The following is a 22894-nucleotide window of genomic DNA, read 5'->3' as shown; positions in this document are numbered from 1 at the left end:
AAAGGAACAGGAATTTTTCTCCTTATTTACGAACTCTTAATAATCAAATTTTAAATTATACCTCCTTTATTCATTTTACAATTTAGATTATATTTTTTAAAGGGTTATAATATCTTTCATTTTTAGTTCCATCATAATAATCTCAGAAGCTTCTTCAACAAATTTGTCCATAGTTTCTTCTTCTAAATAAGTATATTCTCTTTCTAAGTTATCATGCTCTGATAAATAAAACCTGGTGATATATTTAATCTGCTTAATAATCGCCATATCTGAATAATAATCTAAATATTTATTAGGGAATTCAGTAATCTTACTAAAAACTTGAAAAGTTCGAAATTCCGGATTATTCTTTAGAAACAAATGATCCAAGTCATACCAGTCTCTTTTTATTATCCAAACAAAATCACTATTTTCCGAGCGTTCTTTCTCCCATTTCTCCATAGTTGGTTTTGCTATTTTTCCAGACCATAATGCATCTGTCAATAAATGAATATAATATCCCAAATAAAAGGACCATTTTTCAGAATCAGATTCCTTATCTAAATACAAAGTAAAAAACTTCTCATAATCAATTGTAGTTTTATCCCCATCAGACCAATGTGTAATATTGGTCGATGGAGTAAAGCAACTCCAATCTTCATTTGGCTCTCCACAATCTGGACCTATATTACCTACAATATATGGTATTCTTACCACCTTCGGTATCTTATCCATAATCTTATCTGCTATTCGAAAATGTACCATCCAAGATGCCATCTATTCTTCCCCCCGGTATTAAACTACTCTGCTTCTCCTGCAATTAACGTTGTTCTTAAATAATATCATATCCACCAATGTATTAAATTTCATATAATTACAGCACTCAAAATTACAACAGTATATATTGAATATTCTTCATTTTTTCTCAAATGACGACTTACTAATCACTTATGAAGATTATACACTATTTGTAAAAAAATAACTACAATAATAATATAAAAAATAGTCAATAACTATAATTAACTTTTTAAATTTGGAATAAAAAAGAAATAGCAAGTTTATCCTCTTTATTGAAGTAAACCACTATTTCTCTAAAGTCTTATTAAGTTATTCATGACTAATTACAATATTAATTACCATACCATTTTTAACTTTCTTCTTTATCCAATTCCTTTCTTCTTGACAATATATAAACCCTTTATCAAACATATTTTTTATTTGGCTTCTTGAAATATCCAGATTCTCAGATAAGAATTTATCCATTCGAATATCAAGAGGAAATTCACTAATAATCTCAATAGACTGCTCATTTTCCTTATCACAATAATCATTGGAAACCGACTCAATTATATGGTAATCCATATTATCTAAAATTAATTCAGACATGTTTTTGTTATGGATTGTTACATCAAACCCGTATTTTTTAGCTAATATTTTATCATTTGCTAAAAATTTATCGTATAATTCCTTCTTTATATCATTTGGATTAATTCTTTCATAAATACTCATATTCCAGGTAGATTTGCATTTAGAACATTGGTAAATTAACCAGATATCGATATTATTACGGTTTGCATTGATTCTGAATTTTTCACTGTTAATAAAATTTGTCCTTTTGCCACACTTCGGGCAATATCTTATTACTTCCGGTATGGAATCCGGTATTAATATCCATTGTTTCTTTTTTAAATAGCTCATTTGCCTCTCCATTCATATGCATAATAGAAATGCAAAAGCTATCTCACTATTTTCTATTTGATAATGCAATAGCTTTTGCTATGCATTTAAAATATATTTTTTCAAAAGAAATTCCTCCTTCTTAACATAAAATAAAATTACTAATGACTTCACTATTTTATTAGATTTATACTTCATAATAAACCTCATAATTGTTTCAGAATTAAAAATAAGCCAATGCAGAAACACTGCATTGACTATTTTTATAAATCTTTTCTTTTTTCTTTTAATACTATTCTTTGTATACTTTTTGATGATAAAAAATATTTTTCAGCCAAGGAATCTATAACCATACCGTCCAGATAATCTTTGTATATATCAGAATCTCTTAAATCCAATTCTTGTCTTGTATTAGTTCCTGACCCCCAAGACTTTTTATTCTCCTCTTTTCTTGGAATGTAGATATATTCACCATCAATATATGTTTGTATTAACTCTACCAATTCTATTGGCAGAATGTTATCTGCTTTAATATAGCTCATTTTGCCCTCCTAAACATAATAATCTTGTCAGGAATAGCAAAGGCTATTTTATATTATTTTTTTGCAATAGCCTTTGCTATGCAAAAATAATATATCGTCTCATAAAAATATCCTCCTCATTTTTGTTCATTAGCTTTAAATTAATTTTTGTACATTCTTTTTTGAAAGTTTAAACCTATAAATTTCATTATAACACAAAACTTATAAAACATGTACAGTTCCCAGATATAATGGCTTCTCAGAATGGATTATATCGATTAATTTAATTTTCAAAGGTTTTGGACGTAAATCCAACGATGAAATATTATTAATATCAACCCACACACATTCCAATTGATGCATATCTGTCTCAGTTGGTTTATATACAGATTTGTCAGTTAACTTAGCAATAAATATATGATGAATTCTATGGGTGTAATCATAATATTGTTTTCTTAATTCTGAATCATCATATATTTCTTCTGCAAGCGCAGCAAATCTTATGATTTCAATTCGGTAACCAGACTCCTCCAGGCATTCTCTTTTTACCGCATCTTCCATTTCTTCAAACTGGTTTTGTCCGCCCCCTGGTAAATCATAATATATTTCATTACATTTACCAATACATTTATTTAATAAAACTTTACCATTTTCTATAATTATTGCTTTTGCAGCGTTACGAATAGCCATACTTCATCTCCTGTAATAATAAATAATTAAAATTTCGCATATATACCTATCCATTTAAAATAACAAAAATGGTAATTAGATTTGAATATTAGCATCTTCCAAATGATATCTTTTTCAATTCTTCTATTGTAACATTATGAGTTTCTATAATTTCTCCACCATATATGTTAGAGGTATCCAATGCAGATTCTTTTGATACACTGCCATCCGGTGTTATATACTCAAAAACTGTATCGTATCCTAGGTTCGAATAATCTGTGATAAATTGATCCATCACTATCTTACCTTGGTACATAATAATTTTAGAACCTGTTCCAGAACCTAATAAATGAGCATTGATAGTACCACCGGTTACTTCAAATGTGTTAAAAATCATTCGGTTGTTTATATTAACCTCTCCATTTGAAATGGTAAAATTACTTACGTCAGTTACTTCCTCATTACCTTCATCACGGTATCCAATGTTATCCATATTCATTATACCGCCATGTACGTTAACTTTCATATAATTCAATCCATAAATTACATTTTGGGTATTACCAGTACCATTAATTATTCCATTATATAAGGAGAAAGCACCTGCATTGCCCAGAAACATTCCAATGCTATTTTGCTTTGCAGTCATTGATATTGTTCCTCCAAATTGTTGAATGGAACCATTGGAAGTAGTAAATCCATAAGAATCGTCATAAGATTCTATGGTGAATTTATCTTCATTAGTATTGCCTGTAAAGGATAACTTAGCATTAGTACCTACATAAAATCCCACACTATTTCCACCAACTTTTATTGTATTTTGTTTCTTGCTATTAATTATAACATTAGATTCACCATTAACAACAAAGAACATTTTATCAGTTTGTTTTGTATAATCTACAGTTACATTTTCAAATTCAAATCTATGTTTTCCACTATGGACTATAATTTGATTATTGGAAGTGGAGCCGGTTACTTTTATAGGCTCATAATTGCTGTTTCTCCGGTAAATTTTATTTTTATATATTAGACCATTTGCATACACATCCAAGCTACCTGAGGACAAATTAAATACCATATCCTTTGAACCACTATAATCTTGCAATACATCTAAGGTACTCAAATAATCCATTGTAGTATGTTTCCCCGATGAAAATGTTACATCTAAGCAAGGTTTTCCTTCTTTACTCTCTAATCTAGGTAACCATAAGCTTAAAATTCCTTGGGAATTAATATCTTTACTGCCATAGCTCTTCTGGTAGGCAGTTATCTTAGTTACTTTACCTTTCTCGGTTGGAATTAACATAAGAAATAATTTTTGTCCTTGAGAATTTTGGGGCTGTACAGAACAGGAATCGGCAAAAATTTGACCACCTGTAATAGTAATACTATTGGCAGCTATGTCGTATTCCTGTTTACCTTGTCTAAGACGTATGTCATTGGAATAGGACCAAGAATCATACACCGCAGTTCCCATACCACCATCTGCCTTAATTGTTCCCCCTGATATTATAACAGATGTACCATTTGGATTTAAACTACTGCCGATTCCTGCGCCATAAGCACCAGCAATTGCAGTTATATTACCGCCGCTAATTGTTATTTTATTTCCTTTACCTTCAAAATCATGAGCACCTATTCCAGAGCCTCCTGAAGTTGAATAGACGGTACCTCCGGTAATCGCTATGGTTCCTTTTGATTTTTTACTGGAAAAACCCATACCACCGGCAGCATCTTTTCCTCCAATTGCAGTTACATTACCACCAGTAATTGTTATATTTCCTGCTTCACCATCATATTCTTGATGAAGCTGATATGCATAGCCACTTCCGATTCCATAACCATATTGGCCGCCTTTTGCTTTTATGGTGCCGCCTTTTATTGTGATAGCACCACTTCCACCAATACCAGCGGAGGAAATACCCCCTGCTGCTTCTAAGGAACCGGTACTATTGGAAGAGACAATAAATTTTCCTTCGGATTTCACATGAATACCATCTTGCCATTCATTAGTTATCTTATTGTTACCATTTAAAATAAAGTTTCCTGTTCCTCTTTCTTCAATCAGAATCGATGCCTTTGGATCGGTAGTAGATATTTCAACATCCCGTAATGTAATGTTGGCTGATACACCTTTTTTGATTGTTATTATATTCTTATCCGTTTTCCCTGAAATTGTGTAATCACCGGATTTACCTATTGTAATATTACCTTTACTAATATCATAGGAATTTGTTTGAGCGGCAAAAACAGACTTGGACGAGGATAAAAAACAAATAACAACTATGAATAACATCTTTTGAATTATTCTTATCTTTTCTACCTTCATATTAAACTCTCCGTTTCATTTTTTAAGTTAATTTACTTAACCATAAAATACCAGAACATATTGTCAATTCAATAACAGAAACTTACGTATTAATAATCATAACTTTTTTGAAAAACAAATAATTCTATTTTGTTCGAGGAAACCAAGTTTTAAATGGAATTCATAACTTGCTGTATTATGAAATTCCACGTCACTTCCAAATTCTACACACCCCTTTGACTTTGACCATTTCTCACATGCATATACTAATTCCCGTCCTATACCTTGATGCCTGTATTCATCTAAAACATATATTCCTTCCAAATAACCTACAGGACTGCTGTTTGTCCCTTCCACGTAATCAAATCTTAGCTGACATTGTGCAAATCCAATATATTCCCCTTTCTCAACAGCTAAAAATAATACTGTATGCTCATCCTTTAGCAGTTCTAAAAATAAATTATGTAATTCTTCATATACATTATCCGGCCAAAGCATTTTTGCCAGTTTTGTAACCTCTTTTACTTCATTATTCGTACTTTGAATAATGTTCATAACACACCATAACCTCCGTTTTATTAATAAGAAAAACTAAAATACTATATTTCCCTTTTTCAATAACAATGCTCATATATAATTTGCTCCTAACATTTTTCCCTTCCTATTAAATTTCATAATTTTAGGAGAGATTATACCACATTTCTAACTATGCTTCCACACAATTTTTTAACTATGAAATAAGTACTTGTTATGAATATATATAAGATAATGCATTTTATATCAATAAAATAGAGAATCGGAATTGCACTGACCTCCGATTCTCTGATATTAAATTAAATTATAAAATTTATTAAACCAATAATTTTTAACTAATCCACATATTTTCCTTCGTTATTATCCATTTTTCTCCGTCATACTTTGCCTTTCCTTTATAACCAATAGCTCCTAATCCGCTTCTCCATTTTTCAATATCAAACTTTAGTGTTTTTTTATCTTCATTATATTCTGAATTGCTGATGTTTATAAGGATACCTTTAGGAAAATAAAGTTCATCTTTATTAATAAGCCCCTCTTTCACTAATTGATCAAAAGTACTTTCCTTTACTTCCAGCCCATACATATCAAATAGCTTTATCAATAAGATTTCCTTATCCGCTTCAGAAAGAATTTTTGTTTCGTATAAATTGAGGGCAATCATGTTTATATCACTGTTTAATCCACTATCATCTTTGTAAATATCATCTATTATAGTAATATATCCATCTATTAATAAATTAGATTCAAGAATATTGATATAGTCGGCCGCTATCTGGGCAGGATAGGATTCTAATATAAGGCCATTATAAGTGATTTTAATACTATCTCCAATCTGAATCTCACTTAAATCTACTTTCTTTTTATCCTCATCATATATAATTGTACTGTTAGTTCCCACACTAATTTTATCAGAAGACCTAAACTCATTGGAATCCACATCTGGTTTTACTAAAAGACCCTTGTTGTTATCAATAACTACTGCCTTAAATACATATTGGCATAAAGAGGCCATATAATCTAAATCTATAGTAAGATCATCTGTCTTATAAAAATAATCCCTATATTTAATAGTTGATTCGTCTTGAATCATGATGGTATCAATTACTTTCCCATCTGCCATAAAATCCAGAGCATAACGCCATCCTGTAACTTCCCCATTTCCTTTGTCTTTTCTAAATTCCATTTTCTTTATATAATTATATAACTCTTCTGATTGTTCCTTATCTAAAGAAATCATCGTACCTGCTGTACCATCCCTTACTTCTATATTGGTAAATCCAGATATCATATCTCCTACCAAGAAGTTTTTCTTAGCACATCCGGCTAATATTCCGCTGAAAAGTAATATAAATACATAAAAGTATATCTTTCTGTTCATTAAGATCCTCCTTCCGTTTCTTATCTCTTTATTATTAGACGATTGGAATATTTAAAAGTTCCACATTTTTAGGTATTCGAAACAAAAACTTAACGCTGAATAGTTGAAAATATCTTTTGACATTCTATAGTATAAATGCTAATATATACATACCAACGGTCGGTATATGAGGAGGTTATCATGTCACGAAACAAATATCCTGAACAAACAATTGAGCAAATCCTTAATATCTCTACTACTTTGTTTATTGAAAATGGCTACGAAAAAACTACTATACAAGATATTATTGATAAACTAAAAATGTCAAAAGGAGCTATCTATCATCACTTTAAATCCAAGGAAGAAATACTGGAAGCTGTTATCAACAGACGTTCCATTTATGCAAGAGAAATGTTAGATAACTTAGTACAAAATACAAAAGGTGAAAACACAAAAGAAAAAATCAAAAAAATCTTAAATGAAATAGCTGCTGATACAGAAATTCATGCTATTGATATTATCCTTTGTTCACAAATTAAAAATCCTCAATTTGTTGTTGCAGGTCTACAAGGTACCGTAAATGATGATGCCAGCTTTATGTCCAAGTTATTTATGGAAGGTGTTTTAGATGGCTCTATTGAAACGGACTACCCAATTGAATGTGCTGAAATATTTATGCTATTACTAAATATATGGATAAATCCAGTTTTATTTAACCGTGAACTCGATGAAACAGAAAAACGTTTAAGAGCGTTACAACAAATCATGAAGCAATTAGGTATTGATATTGTAGGTGATGAACTAATAAATAAAATTATTAGCAGTTATAAGGACATTAGTGTTTTTCGCAGCAAATAAAATAGATGATACTATATTCTTTAATTATTAATCCTATATAATTTCATTAAGAATTAAAGAATATTATTTTTGCCTGTATACATACCGTCGGTCGGTATTAAGGAGGTGAGTTATGTTTGATTTTAAGTAATGGGTAAAAGAAATAAAATCAGTGGATATATTCGTGGTTGAATGTGGTTTCTATGATGAAATGTATGACAAAATAAAAAAAAGGAGGTAATATAATGATTAATTACAATGATAAAATAATAGATGCTACAAAAAAATGTCTCAAGAGACTCTGAGCAAATCTATGGATAGGGCAAAAAAATTGACACATCCTTCAAAAAAAATATCAAGAATAGGTTCAAAAATTGGAATGACAGTTGGTACACTCCTTATAATTACTGGTACTATTGGTATTTTATTGGGCCGCAAGTGGGGAATAGGAAGTTGTTTAGCTGGAGTTACCAGTGTTTTCTCAAATATTATTAACTTAAAAAGAATGAATTAAATCTTGTAAGAATTCCCAAATAATTGGGAAACTTAGAAATGAGCTGTTGTAAAACTAACTAAGCGTAATACAACAGCTCATGAATGATTTTTTAAACCATTCCTGCAAATACAGATTTTTAAGAGTCTAATTCTCTTTACTATAAGGATTACCTAGTTTTGCAGGAACATTAAAGTTCTTTCTTGCAACGGTTAGTATAATATTAAGATATATGGCATGCAATAAATAACTCATTTGGAAAGTAACTTCCGCCCGCTAATAGACTGTATATAAATTGATAATGCTTCCGAATACTACAGTACCAATTACGGCTCCCTTTGGATTCCAGTTACCAAGGAAACAGATTGCAAATGAATCCAACCCCGTCCATTAATAATATTATTGGTAAACATACCTAAATATCCTACAGAGTAGAAAGCCCCTGGCCAAACCTCCTAAAATTCCGGCTAGTAAAACAACTAAGAACCTTACTTTATTAACGTTTATACCCGGCAACATAGACGGATTCCGGGTTTTCACCGGTGGAACGAATGGGCAATCCCAATGAGGTTTTATAAAATAGAAATCTTAAAAAATTAAAGATATTTTCTATGCATGTGATAATGTGGGAAACATCAATTTTCTTTTATCTATATTCTCGAAATCTTTTCCCAAACAGAATAACGTGCAATCTTCTTCATAATATTCATTTATTTCATAACCCTCGGAATCATAGGGTGTAAAACCTAAGTATACCTTACCAATAGTGTTGCCAAATGAATTTATTATACTATCTAGATTAACCCTATGTAAAGATATAATCTGATGAATCAATAGTTCCCCTTCTTTTATATCAGCAACTACATATGCATCTTCAACCGGGCAATAATATATATTATTTATCATTGGTCCTGTAGTTATAAATGCGATCAGACCAAAATTATGCATTGAAAATCTTTCGTTATTCGCACAGTTTTTAGCTGTTTCCAGAAACTTAATCCGATTTATGCTATCTGTCATGTTAATATGTAATATTTGTTTATCATTTTTAACATCAACTAGTTTACTATATTGATATTCCTTTTTTTTAATAAATCCAAACTTCGGATAAAAGTTAAGTACCTGATCATTGGCGAAAAGATAAATTCCATCCACCTTATTTACATATTCCTCTATCACCTTTTCCATAAGGTAACGGCTTAGCCCCTGACCACCATATGCCTTATCCGTCATAACGGTTCCAATTTGTATGTAACGCTTTTCTGCTCCATCCAGCATGAAATCCATTTTGTTTACCGAAACATTTGCTATTATTTTTTCACCATCAGCCAAAGAGTATGGAATGTAATTCTCATCCCAAAAACCATTTTGAAACCATTCTACAAAATTAAATGAATATGTTTTTTCCGTTAATTCATTAAAACTCTTACGTAATATATCGTTATTTTTATAGTTTGTAATATATTTATACTGCAAAATAAATTCCTCCTATTAGGTAAAATATGTACTTATTCGGTTAACCTATTGTTATATAGAGAGCTCTGTGACTTGATTATAGCTTGTATAAAAATACTACTTATAATTCATTTGCATTTTGATGTCTCAATAATATTATTTAACTTCTATAATTAAGTATGTGCTGATTGATAATCCATATATGTGATCATAACATGTATCACCAGAACTTATAAGCTTCCCAGAAAAATACGTTATAAGTCATAATTAATCCAATAATACAATTAATTAGTTTTAACTTGTTTCTTTTTGTGCTGCATATGCTTTTCCATCTTATTGCAAGATTAACGGCGTAAGCTATTGGAATTAAAGATAAAATCCCAATAACTATAAAGCACCATTGTATGGATTTAAATGAAACTGAATAAGATCCAAATAACGTAATTGCTATGTATACAAAAAGGGACATCACAGTTATTACTGATAAATATAAAATAATATCATAGCCATCTGTCTTATTAAATTTTTTGTTTCTAAAATATGAAACCATCCTGATAAGAAACCCAATAAGACAATATAATGCAGCTATAACAAGTAATATAAGCAAAGCAAATCTTCCCAGTACTCCGTAACCATTAATCTCAACATAATCGGAACCTGGCCACTGTAAAACAGTCCGTCCATCTGCATCCGTATCGGAGTAAATTATGAATTGTTTGCGGCCGCCCATATCCATCAGATAGGATTTATGGCCAGTATGCATAACTGTTCCATTCATACCAGTTATGGTATATCCACCATCCTCGTTCTTTTTCAGTTCTATAATGGAAAATAAGCTGTATAGTTTAGCGTAGCCTTTGAAACAACTTCTGGAATTTATATACATACCTGAAATATCCTGTACGTTTTCTGCATTCTGCTTTACATTGTTATTACCGAATACAAAAGGTAGCAATCCGCTATTATATATGGATTCACCGCTCTGGTTGGTAAGTATTACAATTCCCGTGCCAGATATAGGGTCAAATGCAAACCAAGAGGAGCTGCCCACTGTTGCTCCATTATGCCATAGAACAGTAACGCCTAGTTCATCCGTCCAAAAACCGTGGCAATTTCTCCCCCTTGTTCCATCTGAATAATATAGTGACGGTGATAACATTGCATTCAAAGTATCATTTGACTGAAATAATTTTGAAGTATTACCCGCCTTAGGCACGAAAGCACTGGCGAATTTCATAAAATCCTCAATTGTTCCGGTTGCCATGCCTGCCGGATAAAGTGATATATAATAAAAACTGGTTCCAAGAGATTCTCCTTTAGATGTATAGCATTTCTCTTTCATCCGCTGTTCCAATACCCATTCATTATCTGAAAGGTCAGGATTTAATGCAGTATGCTCCATTCCAAGAGGCCGGAATATATTATCATGAACATATTCACTGAAAGACTGACCTGAAACACGCTCAACAATATAACCAGCCAGCGCTGATCCCCAATTAGAATAGGCAACTACAGCCCCCGGTTTATTCACCTGCTCCGGTTCTATAAGTTTAAGTGTTTCTCCCAGACCTTTAAAATCATCCTTATCTTTCAAAAAAAGATCGGTTACAGTTTCCTGCCAGCCAGCATTGTGATTCATTAGGTTTAACATGGTAATAGGCTTATCATATTTTAGTTTACTTAAAAATCCTTCTGGAAGATAAGTACGAATATCTTTCTCCAAATCAATAGCACCTTTTTCAACAAGCTGCATCACGCTTACCCAAGTAAGAAGTTTTGAACAGGAACCCCATTCAAAAACTGATTCCCTGTCATTAATGATACCTTCCTCAATATTGGTGTATCCATAAGATTTCTCCAACAACGTTTTATCTCTTACAAACACCCCTACGGACACTGCTTTTGTTGTTTCTTCATGTTCAGTAACGTATTTATCAATTTCTGCTTCTAAATCAGAGTAATTTAAACCGGAAGGAAGTTTTTCTATATCTTCAGCAAATGTTGTTATCTTACCTGAAAAAAATATTGTTAGAACAAGAAGGATACCTATCCATTTTTTCATAGTGCCGCTCCTTATATAATTATATTATAGTATTTGATAGCAGTTAATAAAAGAAATATTAGTATTAGGCATCGAAAGCTATTCTTTGTATGTTATAAATATTACATAATCTGTTGGTATATACATGATGCCATTAGTCAAGCAATTCTTTTCGTACAAGTAGTATTATCAAACACTATAGAAGGCATAGATAATATATACTCCACCACTTATTTTATCTATATTAATCCTAAAAAACCTTTTTTATAAAATGGCTTAACTTCTTTACAAGTATTCGCAGCCCATTCATCGAACTCATGGAAGTCTAGGTACATACCCTTTAAATGAGGCATCGCTGCATCTGCTATTCCTTTAAATATAATATCTTTATCTCCTTTGAAATCAACGATTACCAAAAAACTTGCCTCATCTTCTTTTATCATTTTACGAAGAAAGGCTTTCTTAATACCCTTATGAGCCTTCATAAAACGAATCATTGTATCTACCATTTCAACAGTATTTTCCTCAGGCTCTCCTATAAGTACCTGTGTGTCTTTTTTAATAACATGAGGCGTTACCCAGGCTTCTTTTAATAGATCTTTACTTTTACGGTATTCTTCAATCAGTTGTTTATTTTTTTCGTTGATTCTTAGGGAAACTCCACCCGCATTTACAACGATTCCTTCTGCTTTATTAGAAAAAGTCAAAAGATCATCATAGGTAGCTATATTACCGCTCCAATCCTCTTTGGAGTACATTTTCTGAAATTCTTCCCAGTCTGTAAATGCCGGAAGCCATTCGGTACTATCAGTTTGATTTACAATATTAGGAACTTGAATCAAAGAACCCTCCTTAAGAATTTTCATACCGTCTTTATCAGGTTCTGAAGGCTCTTTTTCCTGAAGTCTCATTGGCATTACATACTTAGCTGCAAGTACTTCATCCAGCATCTTATCTTCAAGCATTTGCATATTTTGCTGTTTTTCCGGGTAATTATTTTGTGTATATAGGTTTTGAAAGAATTGGAGCATGGCAAAGGATAACTTTGGATTCATAACGGGTATTTGAATATCAGGTATATTGCCCCAGTCAGGTGGAGGCAAAATTTCTTCTCGTTTTATGTGTAAAAAATACTGACCGTTATCTATCAATAAATGTTCTATTCCATAACGGTATAAATCCGCAAATGCCGCAGTTAGATTATCTTTTTCAACAGTTATAATATCCAACATTATAAATTGTTGCAGGTAATAATCCTTTGCTGCATCTGCATATTTCTTTTTTGAAAAAATCCATCCATTTCCATTGTCATCAATATGAGGATAATTGGTTGCTTTATTTATAGCTAAATAAAGTTCCTCTGCATTTTTAACTTTATCTAATACAGCTTCATAGTAAAATGCAATCTTATGGTCTAAATCATCCAATACATATGCTTCTTTTTCTTTAAAATGTTTCGCTGCATCTATTAAAAAAATCAACTCTTGAATATTCAGAGTTTCCAAATCATTTTTTGAGGCAATTCCTTCAATTATATACTTAGCTCCAATTTCATTTTTTCTCTCACTTGATAACATAAATACCCCCATATTCCTTTTTAATGCTACTTTTTATTCTCCCGGCTTCCATAAGGGATACTCTACAAAAGTATTTTCTTTCACATTAGGAAGCAGGTCATATATGGAACAGCCCATTCTTCTTTCAAAATCTTCTTTTATCTCAAAAATCTTATTCCATTTAGATATAGTATATTTATTTACACCATATCTACGGTGAACATCTACAAAGCGTTTTACTATTATACAAAATCAATTTGCATCGGAAAGGCTGTCACAAAGCTGTAATAACCTGTCATTAATAGAGTGCTTTACCCATGGTCCCGGATTTAATTGACCATCAATTTGTAGTTCTTTTTCTATAGTATACTAATGGGATATTTAAGATTCATTTTCTCCCTCCTCTTATTTTTAAAATTTCATTTGTACACTTTCACAATGTAGATATCTACAAAAATTCTCAAATTCATTTTCTATAGCTGACTTCATATCAGCAGTAATTTCAATATCGTTTTCCCACCACCAATTTTTAATGACAAGAGGATCATTATTTCTATGAATCTCAGGTTCAAAGCGTGCTACAAACCTGTTCTTATAAAGAACCGGCAGAACATAGTAACCATATTTACGCTTATTTATCGGTACATAAACTTCCCAGCTATAGTCAAAATCAAAAATAGCCTTTGTCATTTCACGATCCCATAACATATTGTCTAAAGGCGCAAGAAAACGAGCCTCCCTATATTCCAGCTTATTATTGAAAAATTCTTTATCTTCCTTACGTATATAAAATACAGCGTTTATCCCTTCTACCTGTATTTCCAGGATTTCGCCTTCTTCAATTAATTCCTTTATTATTTCATTCCGTAACTCTTTCTTTTGGATAAAATCTCCAAGCCATCCACCGCCATTCTTATTCCATAGCAACCCTACACTTCCAATTCTTCTCTTTACATACCATTTACAGAATTCATGATCACTTTGAAAAGGATCTGCACCCCCTATAAGGTTATGTGGTAATAAGTTCTCTATTAAGTCATAAACCTTTTGTGTATTTATCTTGTTATATATACCCAGTTCTCCTGTATGGAACATAAAGTCCAATGCAGCACTGGACAGCTTCCTATGCCCCCAGGACCCGGGATTGGTGGTTTTAGTAGGTATGCGGTTGGATTGTAATGGCCCTTGTTCTTTTAACATAATCCTTATCTCATCAATTAACTGAAAAGCTTCCACTGAATTACGTCTTTTCAACAGTTCCTTTATCTGTACTTCTTTTTCTTTTCGTACTCTAGAGAAAAAAGGCCAGTCCTCTCTGGAATAAATAGACATCATCTTGTCCCACCCATCTAGCAAACAACGTTTTTCATAAAGAAGGCTTCCTAACATCTCATGAGAATAATCCTTAATTCTTGATTGAAGAACAAGATCCGGATTTCTGCCAACAACATTCAAAGGATCATATTGAATAGAACCCACTCTTCTAAAATATTTCAAAACGCCCTCTTCACCGTAAAAGTCCTCAATTCCGTCTAAATTGTGATAACGAACCAAATAATTTCTTGCTTCCTCTTTTGATATATGGATCATGCCGCTACTACTCCTATTGTTATATAATTAAAATTACCTTCACTGCTATCAGGGTTTTGGATTTAAAAACATAATTTTACCAATTATTAATCAGGTAATTTAAAGATATTATACACTAGACAATTACTAATTACTACCATTTTATTAGACTTATGTCAACAAAATAATTTAAAAATACAGAACCAAAGTCTAGGGTATGGTAAAAAAATGAGAACGTAGAATGACAAAACTCATTTTACGCTCTCAAACAGAATGATTAAGTATTATATTCTACAAAGTTCTATCCATTCAATCTCCATTCCCGGTTTGACGGATTCTACTTTCAGTTCATAGATACCTTCTTCCAGTTCTATTTTTATAAGGTTCTGTTTAAACCATCTTCCCTCTGTTCCATTGGTCTGAATCGTTATTACGAATTCATCATTTAGCAAAAGATTGCTGGCAGTTTGTGCCAGGTTAGTACCCATAGAGCGGATATTTGCTACTATTCGATAAATTCCCCCTTTTACAACTTTAATTCTCTCTGCTTTAGTTCCATTTGGCTTCAACGTTAAGCTAAGGGATAACTCCAGCGTCTGTTCCATCTTATAACCGGATTGAATCTCTTGGGAAGCTTTATATTTCTTTATTTCTTCTTTTCTATCCTGACCTCTGGAAAAGGCAGGCGTCTGCATTAAAAAGTTACAAATATTCATTGCATTCCTTTGTAACTCTCCTATTGTTAAAGAACCATTTTCCAGAGAGTCCATTGTATTATCATCTGCAGCATTGATTTCTGCTCCATTGTTGTCTATCACCATATAGAGGTCATTTTGTGCCCGTACCATGAAATTAGTATATTTTTTATCTGCCGGTCCCCCATTTACTACGTCATTCATTTTAGCCCACCAGTCAGTCATGACAATGCCTTGAAATCCCCATTCTTTTCGAAGTATGGTTGTGTTTAAGTCATAATTTGACGCAGCCCAATGTCCGTTAATTGGATTATAGGATGACATAACAGAGTTGGCCTTGCCTTCTTTTACTGCCATTTCGAAACCTTTTAGATATACTTCTCTCAGTGCCCGCTCTGATACCACCGCATCTACAAAGGATCTTGCTTTCTCTTGATTATTACAAGCAAAATGTTTTAGTGTTCCATTGGAACCCCCTCTCATAATACCGCGGACAATAGCGGTGGCAAAGACACCTGAAAGATAGGGATCTTCTGAGAAATATTCAAAGTTTCGGCCATTTAGCGGATTTCGGTGAATATTAAGCCCGGGACCTAATAAAGTATCAATATTATTGCTTAACAGTTCCATTCCTTCCATTATGTATAACTCTTCCACCAAACTCTTATTCCAGGTGGCAGCCAATAATGTTCCTATTGGAACCTGAGTTGCTTTATGACCGCTGTCCATCCGGATACCGGAAGGTCCGTCAGAAGAACAGGCAACCGGGATACCATATGCATATAAGCTGTCGGTAATACCCCCAAAAGCAGAGGCGGTTCCAGGGGTAACTTTAGGGCTGCTCATGCCTTCACCCCTTACTATAGCTGCCAGTTCCTCATCAGATAATTGCGCAATAAATTCTTCCATGGAAGCCTTATTCTCATATACATCCCTTAAAGAAATACCGCGGTTTCCTGTCTGCTTCATACTTTCCGGCATATTATTTTTTATTCGTTCCTTTAAAGATATGGTTTGTTTCGGAACATCTTCAAAGGTTATTTCATAGGTGCCATCTGTCTTCTGCTCTCCCGGTTTTATTCTTGTAAAACTTTCTGTTGGAGCCATCGCTTCTTCTAATTTTTCTGCCACTATAAGTTTGTCTACATAATATGCATCTTTATCCTGTACATTCAGTTTTACTGTATTCCGTACACTATTTCCCATGTATATTTTGTATGCACCTTCTTCTAAAACGTAACAAGATTTATGTCCTGTTATTCCACTATCATCATAAGAAGCCATATCATTTATTAAAAAGGAAAGTGTCAAAGTTTGTGATTCCCCCGGCTGCAGAGTTTTTGTCTTATCAAAAGCTACTAACTCCCTTTTTGGCTTTCCAAGGCTTCCCTGTGGTGCTTCAAAATAAACCTGAACTACTTCTTTACCGGCATAGGTATTTCCTGTGTTTATCACTTCAACAGCAATTTCTATTTGTTTTTTACCTTCATTATCATTAACCAATACTTTCTTAGGTACTATCTTAAATTCTGTGTATGATAGACCATATCCAAATTCATACTGAACCTTTTCCGGGCAAAAGGTTTCAAAATAACGGTATCCTACATAGATATCTTCCTGGTAATAGTTTCTTACCTCTCCTCCATAATTGTTAGAGGAAGGATAATCTTTCAAGGAACAGGCAATGGTATCGGGTAACTTTCCGCTTGGTGTAACATCCCCTGCTAATACGTCTGCAATGGCATTACCTCCCTCCATACCGCCCTGCCAAGCATAAAGGACACCTTGTATGCGATTTTTATATGTATTATCATTTATCCAGCTTAAATCTATGATTCCGGGAACATTCAGGACAACAATCACCTTTTCAAAATAGTTTGCAACTATGTTTAACATATTCTTTTCATCTTCTGTTAATTGATAACTGCCGGGAGCATCTTCATTATCTTTATCCTCTCCCGCCGTACGTCCGATTACAACAACCGCTTTATTTGATTTAACACCAGCTGTAGATACGGCTTTCTCTGTTAAAGGCATTTCTTTTTGATTCCAGGGCTCGGCTGCCCATGCACCTCCGCCATTGTCAAAAGGATTTTCTTCCAGCCATGTTTCATAAACAGATGCCAGCTCCTCATTCACAGATATTAACTTTTTGGAACGGAGTCCATCTAAAAGGTTGGTCGTATATGCCACATGTACAGCGCCGCCTGAACCGGTACCGCTTCTATAATAGTTGATCTGTGTTCTGCCGAATATGGAGATGGAATCTCCTTTTTGAAGGGGAAGTATCTGTCCATCGTTTTTTAATAAAACAGCTCCTTCTGCGGCAACTTTTCTTGAAAATTCAGCAAAACCCTTTAATGGGATTCCGATTGTTTGTTTATCAGCCATGTCTTTCCTCCTGTTATATATAAATTGAACCTGTAGATTTGTAAACTAATCTATAGGTTCTATATGCTTTCCATATTCTAATAAATATAGAATCTTATTTCTTCCAATAAATATAGCCTCATTTATAATATAAAAATATTAATTATGCTTTTTAGTCCAAATATTTAAATACCGCTATAATTTTTTATATGTAATTACAACATAAACGCCACCATCTTTTTCTGAAATTTCAATTTTTATGAGAAGCAAGAGCGAACAAACAACCTAAAATAATAAAAATAACAGAATAAATATGGTTGAAACCAATAGGAGAAAGATTTATTACTTTTATTGAACTAACTATTATAAATACAATATATAGAATTGAAGCTAAACCAACAACATATGTTAATACTTTGCGTAATGTCTTTGACATATTAATATTAACAATATTCAAAAGTATAGCAGTTATAAATGCAGTAATAAAAAAATAGAAACAAGGAGTCGCAATATATTCATAAATTTTATCGAAAAGAATAGAATGTTTCGCTGTTGGTTTGTAATATAATGCATTTTGATAATAATTTATATAAATCAAACTTATTAAAGAAATTATAGCGTAGACTGAATCAGATGTTATTGCTTTTTTTTTCATTAATAGCCCTCCCTATTAAATCTTATATTATTACATTATTGATCCTTTATAAACATATAATACCATAGCTAAAATATTTGTAAATAGTCAATAGTAAAAGAATGGATAATTTTTAAAATATGAGATAATATTACCATACATTCATTCTATGTAAGGATATATATAAACATGGGCAAAATTTACATACCCTTCATAGGAATCAAGCCAAAAAATTGAGAATTCAGTAGTAATACTACCGAATTCTCAAATAGATTAAAATGTCTATAGAAATAATTATTTTACATCCTTAATACTAAAGCTGATTCTGCCCATCTTGTCTTTACCAAGACATACAACTTTAACGATATCTCCAAGGGTAAGAACATCTTCCACACGTTCAATTCTCTCTTTGGATATCTTAGAGATATGAACCATACCTTCTTTACCAGGAGCAAACTCAATGAAAGCACCAAATTCTTTAATACTTATTACCTTACCTTCAAAGATCTGACCTTCTTCAAAGTCTGTTACAATGGTGTTTATCATTTTAATCGCCTTCTTAATACTATCAGCATCTACGCCGCATACGGATACTGCACCTTCATCGGAGATATCAATCTTAACTCCTGTCTGCTCGATAATGGCATTGATTGTTTTTCCTCTTTGCCCTACTACATCACCAATCTTGGCAGGATCAATTTTGATTTGCTCAATCTTTGGTGCGTAAGGTCCAACTTCTGTACGAGGTTTAGAAATACAAGGTGCCATAATCTCATCTAAGATATAGAATCTTGCTTCTTTGGTTCTATATATCGCTTTTTCAATAATTTCTCTGGTTAAACCATGAATCTTAATATCCATTTGGATTGCAGTGATACCTTCGTGAGTACCGGCTACTTTAAAGTCCATATCACCAAAGAAATCTTCCAAGCCTTGAATATCTGTTAATATTACATAATCATCATCCGTTTCGCCGGTAACAAGACCAACAGAAATACCTGCTACCATAGCCTTAATTGGAACACCTGCAGCCATTAAGGATAATGTGGATGCACATATACTTCCTTGTGAAGTAGAACCGTTGGATTCCAATACTTCTGATACGGTACGAATTGCATATGGGAAGTCTTCTTCTGATGGAATAACAGGAACCAATGCTCTTTCCGCTAACGCACCATGTCCAATTTCACGTCTTCCCGGTCCTCTGGATGGTTTTGTCTCACCAACGGAATAGGATGGAAAATTATAATGATGCATATATCTCTTTGAAGTTTCATTTTCATCAAGACCATCTAATTTTTGAATCTCAGCCAATGCACCTAAAGTAGTAATGTTAAGAACCTGAGTCTGTCCACGGGTAAACATTGCGGAACCATGAGTTCTTGGTAGAACATCTACTTCGGCAGCTAAATGTCTGATCTGATCCATTTTTCTTCCGTCGGGACGTTTCTGATCCTTTAGAATCATTTTACGAACGGTCTTCTTTTGGAATGTATAAACTGCTTCCTCAATTAGAGAAATCCAATCCGGATTCATTTCTTCATAACGTGCTGTTAATTTTTCTTTAATAGCTTTAATGTTCTCTTCTCTATCTTGTTTTACGTCTGTAAATACAGCCTCTTCCATTGCTTCTGGTGTAATAAATGAAACCATATCATTATACATATCTTGAGGGATTTCGAATCTTACATAATCATGTTTTGGCTTACCGCATTCAGCAACAATTTTGTCTATAAATTCAATAACTTGTTTATTTACTTCATGTGCTGCAAAGATAGCTTCAATCATTTTATCTTCCGGAATTTCTTCTGCACCGGCTTCAATCATGATTACCTTATCTTTTGTAGAAGCTACTGTTAAACTAAGAGTTGATTTATCTCTTTGTTCACTGGTTGGGTTAAATACCAGTTCTCCGTCTACCATTCCTACCATAGTGGAAGCTGTTGGCCCGTCAAAAGGTATATCAGAAATAGCTGTTGCAATTGCAGAACCAAGCATTGCAGTTAATTCCGGGCTACAGTCCTGATCAACACATAAAACCAAGTTGTTCAGTGTTACATCATTTCTGTAATCCTTAGGGAATAACGGTCTCATTGGTCTGTCAATAACACGGGAAGTTAAAATTGCATTCTCAGATGCTTTTCCTTCTCTTTTAATGAAACCTCCGGGTATTTTACCTACAGCATATAACTTTTCTTCGTATTCTACGCTTAATGGGAAGAAATCAATTCCCTCTCTTGGTTTATCAGATGCTGTTGCAGTGGATAATACTACCGTATCACCATAATGCATAAATGCAGCACCATTGGCTTGCGCTGCTACTCTGCCTACATCTACAGTAAGGGTTCTGCCGGCAAGCTCCATGGAAAAACTTTTGTACATATTTTGCTCTCCTTATAAATTAAATTTTGTAAAAACTTTATGTTGGAGACGCCGAAACTACTGAAAAATTCACCGAAAATAGATGATTTGACCTAACCATATAAGTCCAGATGATTTCATCTTCGATAACCTTTTCAGAAGTCTCGGAAATTATCTCCAACGTCTTATCTATCAAATATATCTAAGAATAGGGAAATTGACCCTATTCTTAGATATTATAGCACTATGGAATTAAAATTACTACTAAATTTTTCATTTTATAATAGGGAATCTGTTGAAATGATATTTCTCAGCCATTTCTTCTTACGATAACGGATTATCCCTAATATGGATTTGTATATTTCTTCCATAAAAACCAGGGCATATACTATAAAAATAGGTAGATGTAATAATAATCCTCCTATTACAGCCATTGGAATACCAATAAACCATACCCCGGATACATCTATGAATAACGCTGCTTTGGTATCCCCGCCGCTTCTTAATATTCCAACAACATTCATAGTATTAAACATTTTAAATGGCATATATAAAATATATACTAAAAAGCATAATCTTATGTAACCTGCTACTTCATCTGATACATAGAATAAGCTGATAATGGGATCCCTTATAAAGAAAAAGAGTATGCCTACCAGAATAGATAAAGTAATTTGGATAAATATGAAATTCTTAGCATGATTATCGGCATCTTCTAATTTATTGGCACCCAGTTCATTTCCTAATATAACTGCGGTGGCACCGCTTATGCTGATAAAAATTACCTGCATGATTTGTTCCACTGTCTGAGAAACCGTTACTGCTGCCATGGAGGCATCTCCCATTCTTCCATATACCAAAGCATACATAGTTACTCCAAGTCCCCACATAAATTCATTAATAATAACTGGAGAAACCGTATGAAAGAACTTTCCTAAAAAATTTCGATTAAAATTGAGCATTTCGCTGATCTTTGCTGCTGCAGGACCTTTCCTGACATAAACAATAATAAGTAAGGAACTTGTCTCAACTATTCTGGCAATCAGCGTTGCAATAGCTGCACCTGCTACTCCCAGTTCCGGGAAACCAAACTTTCCAAATATAAGAATATAATTTAATGCCACATTGGTAAGTATGGCAATAGTACTAATAACAACCGGTATAAAAACTTGATTAATACCTCTTAATAAGGTTACATAAGCGTTGGTAATTGCTGTAAATGGATAGCTAATAGCAACAATAGCCAAATAGACTGCACCTATCTTTATAGCCTCATCACTGTTTGTCAGTATGGTCATGACGCCATTAGGAATTATTATACTGGGAATTGTAAAAAGTAAGGAAGCCAGTATTGCTAATATTAAAGATATTCCCAGCACTTTTCTGATATTCTCTCCTTCTCTTTTTCCCCAGTATTGTGCAGTCAGAACACCAGAACCGCTGCATATACCAAAAAGCAATAGCGAGAATACAAAAAATACTTTATTGGCAAGACCCACTGCTGCAATAGTAGTTTCACCAAGAGTTCCAATCATTAAGGTATCAATAAAATTAAGGGTAGTATTTAGAAAGTTCTGGATTGCAATTGGTATTGTAATGGCAACTATTTTCCGCAAAAAGGACTTGTCTTGTGATATATTTTTTATTCTGTATAGTATGTCCATAAAACTCTCCTGTTAATATAAATTGTAGTATTTCATTTCATATATTTTGGATTAAAAACTTAAGAAAGGGCCGTTACAAACAATGGTTCTATAATAAGTGTTGGGGTGTACGAAAAAACTCGTATACTCTAACATTTTATTTTATAATAAAAGAAAAACCTCCAAGCGTCAGTC

General features: G+C 32.9%; 17 protein-coding genes. 2 read left to right on the top strand and 15 right to left on the bottom strand.

Annotated features, from left to right (window positions below; translation table 11 throughout):
* Nucleotides 1–96: 96 nt before the first annotated feature.
* The 7 genes from BM183_RS15605 to BM183_RS15575 all read right to left on the bottom strand — a co-directional run bounded on the left by BM183_RS15605 (nucleotide 97) and on the right by BM183_RS15575 (nucleotide 7066).
* Nucleotides 97–756: a zinc dependent phospholipase C family protein gene (locus tag BM183_RS15605; protein ID WP_091687806.1), complete on the bottom strand. Its 660-nt coding sequence runs from the start codon at nucleotides 754–756 to the stop codon at nucleotides 97–99.
* 330 nt (nucleotides 757–1086) lie between these two features.
* Nucleotides 1087–1677, bottom strand: coding sequence for a DUF1062 domain-containing protein (locus BM183_RS15600; protein WP_091687805.1), 591 nt, complete (start codon nucleotides 1675–1677; stop codon nucleotides 1087–1089).
* Nucleotides 1678–1919: 242 nt separating this feature from the next.
* Complete coding sequence (locus BM183_RS15595; RefSeq protein ID WP_091687804.1) at nucleotides 1920–2198, bottom strand: CD3324 family protein; 279 nt, start codon at nucleotides 2196–2198, stop codon at nucleotides 1920–1922.
* A 201-nt stretch (nucleotides 2199–2399) separates the two neighbouring features.
* On the bottom strand, nucleotides 2400–2867 hold the full coding sequence (locus tag BM183_RS15590) for an NUDIX domain-containing protein (RefSeq protein WP_091687803.1): 468 nt from the start codon (nucleotides 2865–2867) through the stop codon (nucleotides 2400–2402).
* Nucleotides 2868–2955: 88 nt separating this feature from the next.
* Nucleotides 2956–5172, bottom strand: coding sequence for a hypothetical protein (locus BM183_RS15585; RefSeq protein ID WP_091687802.1), 2217 nt, complete (start codon nucleotides 5170–5172; stop codon nucleotides 2956–2958).
* Between the two features lie 96 nt (nucleotides 5173–5268).
* On the bottom strand, nucleotides 5269–5706 hold the full coding sequence (aac(6'), locus tag BM183_RS15580) for an aminoglycoside 6'-N-acetyltransferase (RefSeq protein WP_091687801.1): 438 nt from the start codon (nucleotides 5704–5706) through the stop codon (nucleotides 5269–5271).
* A 310-nt stretch (nucleotides 5707–6016) separates the two neighbouring features.
* Nucleotides 6017–7066: a DUF3221 domain-containing protein gene (locus BM183_RS15575; protein ID WP_091687800.1), complete on the bottom strand. Its 1050-nt coding sequence runs from the start codon at nucleotides 7064–7066 to the stop codon at nucleotides 6017–6019.
* A gap of 180 nt (nucleotides 7067–7246) precedes the next feature.
* On the opposite strand from BM183_RS15575, the gene BM183_RS15570 reads away from it, so the two are divergent.
* Nucleotides 7247–7903 (top strand): TetR/AcrR family transcriptional regulator, encoded by a 657-nt coding sequence (locus BM183_RS15570; RefSeq protein ID WP_091687799.1) that lies wholly within the window; start codon nucleotides 7247–7249, stop codon nucleotides 7901–7903.
* A gap of 292 nt (nucleotides 7904–8195) precedes the next feature.
* Nucleotides 8196–8396: a hypothetical protein gene (locus BM183_RS15565; protein ID WP_091687798.1), complete on the top strand. Its 201-nt coding sequence runs from the start codon at nucleotides 8196–8198 to the stop codon at nucleotides 8394–8396.
* Between the two features lie 588 nt (nucleotides 8397–8984).
* On the opposite strand, the gene BM183_RS15555 is transcribed toward BM183_RS15565, so the two are convergent.
* The 8 genes from BM183_RS15555 to BM183_RS15520 all read right to left on the bottom strand — a co-directional run bounded on the left by BM183_RS15555 (nucleotide 8985) and on the right by BM183_RS15520 (nucleotide 22720).
* Complete coding sequence (locus BM183_RS15555; RefSeq protein WP_091687797.1) at nucleotides 8985–9851, bottom strand: GNAT family N-acetyltransferase; 867 nt, start codon at nucleotides 9849–9851, stop codon at nucleotides 8985–8987.
* A gap of 199 nt (nucleotides 9852–10050) precedes the next feature.
* Nucleotides 10051–11892: a serine hydrolase domain-containing protein gene (locus tag BM183_RS15550; protein WP_091687796.1), complete on the bottom strand. Its 1842-nt coding sequence runs from the start codon at nucleotides 11890–11892 to the stop codon at nucleotides 10051–10053.
* A gap of 218 nt (nucleotides 11893–12110) precedes the next feature.
* On the bottom strand, nucleotides 12111–13448 hold the full coding sequence (locus BM183_RS15545; protein WP_170848042.1) for an enhanced serine sensitivity protein SseB: 1338 nt from the start codon (nucleotides 13446–13448) through the stop codon (nucleotides 12111–12113).
* 390 nt (nucleotides 13449–13838) lie between these two features.
* Entirely contained in the window at nucleotides 13839–15017 is a 1179-nt protein-coding gene (locus tag BM183_RS15540; protein ID WP_091687794.1) for a DNA glycosylase AlkZ-like family protein, read from the bottom strand.
* A 263-nt stretch (nucleotides 15018–15280) separates the two neighbouring features.
* On the bottom strand, nucleotides 15281–18082 hold the full coding sequence (locus tag BM183_RS15535; RefSeq protein WP_091687793.1) for a glycoside hydrolase family 3 protein: 2802 nt from the start codon (nucleotides 18080–18082) through the stop codon (nucleotides 15281–15283).
* Between the two features lie 229 nt (nucleotides 18083–18311).
* Nucleotides 18312–18716, bottom strand: a complete 405-nt coding sequence (locus BM183_RS15530) for a hypothetical protein (protein WP_091687792.1) — start codon at nucleotides 18714–18716, stop codon at nucleotides 18312–18314.
* A 273-nt stretch (nucleotides 18717–18989) separates the two neighbouring features.
* Nucleotides 18990–21077: a polyribonucleotide nucleotidyltransferase gene (locus tag BM183_RS15525; RefSeq protein WP_091687791.1), complete on the bottom strand. Its 2088-nt coding sequence runs from the start codon at nucleotides 21075–21077 to the stop codon at nucleotides 18990–18992.
* Nucleotides 21078–21334: 257 nt separating this feature from the next.
* Entirely contained in the window at nucleotides 21335–22720 is a 1386-nt protein-coding gene (locus BM183_RS15520; RefSeq protein ID WP_091687790.1) for an MATE family efflux transporter, read from the bottom strand.
* Nucleotides 22721–22894: the final 174 nt, after the last annotated feature.

The organism is Anaerocolumna aminovalerica, from assembly GCF_900115365.1.
GTDB classification, from domain to species: domain Bacteria; phylum Bacillota; class Clostridia; order Lachnospirales; family Lachnospiraceae; genus Anaerocolumna; species Anaerocolumna aminovalerica.
The sequence above is the reverse complement of the archived record's forward strand: the minus strand, read 5'-3'. Positions and strand labels throughout refer to the sequence as shown.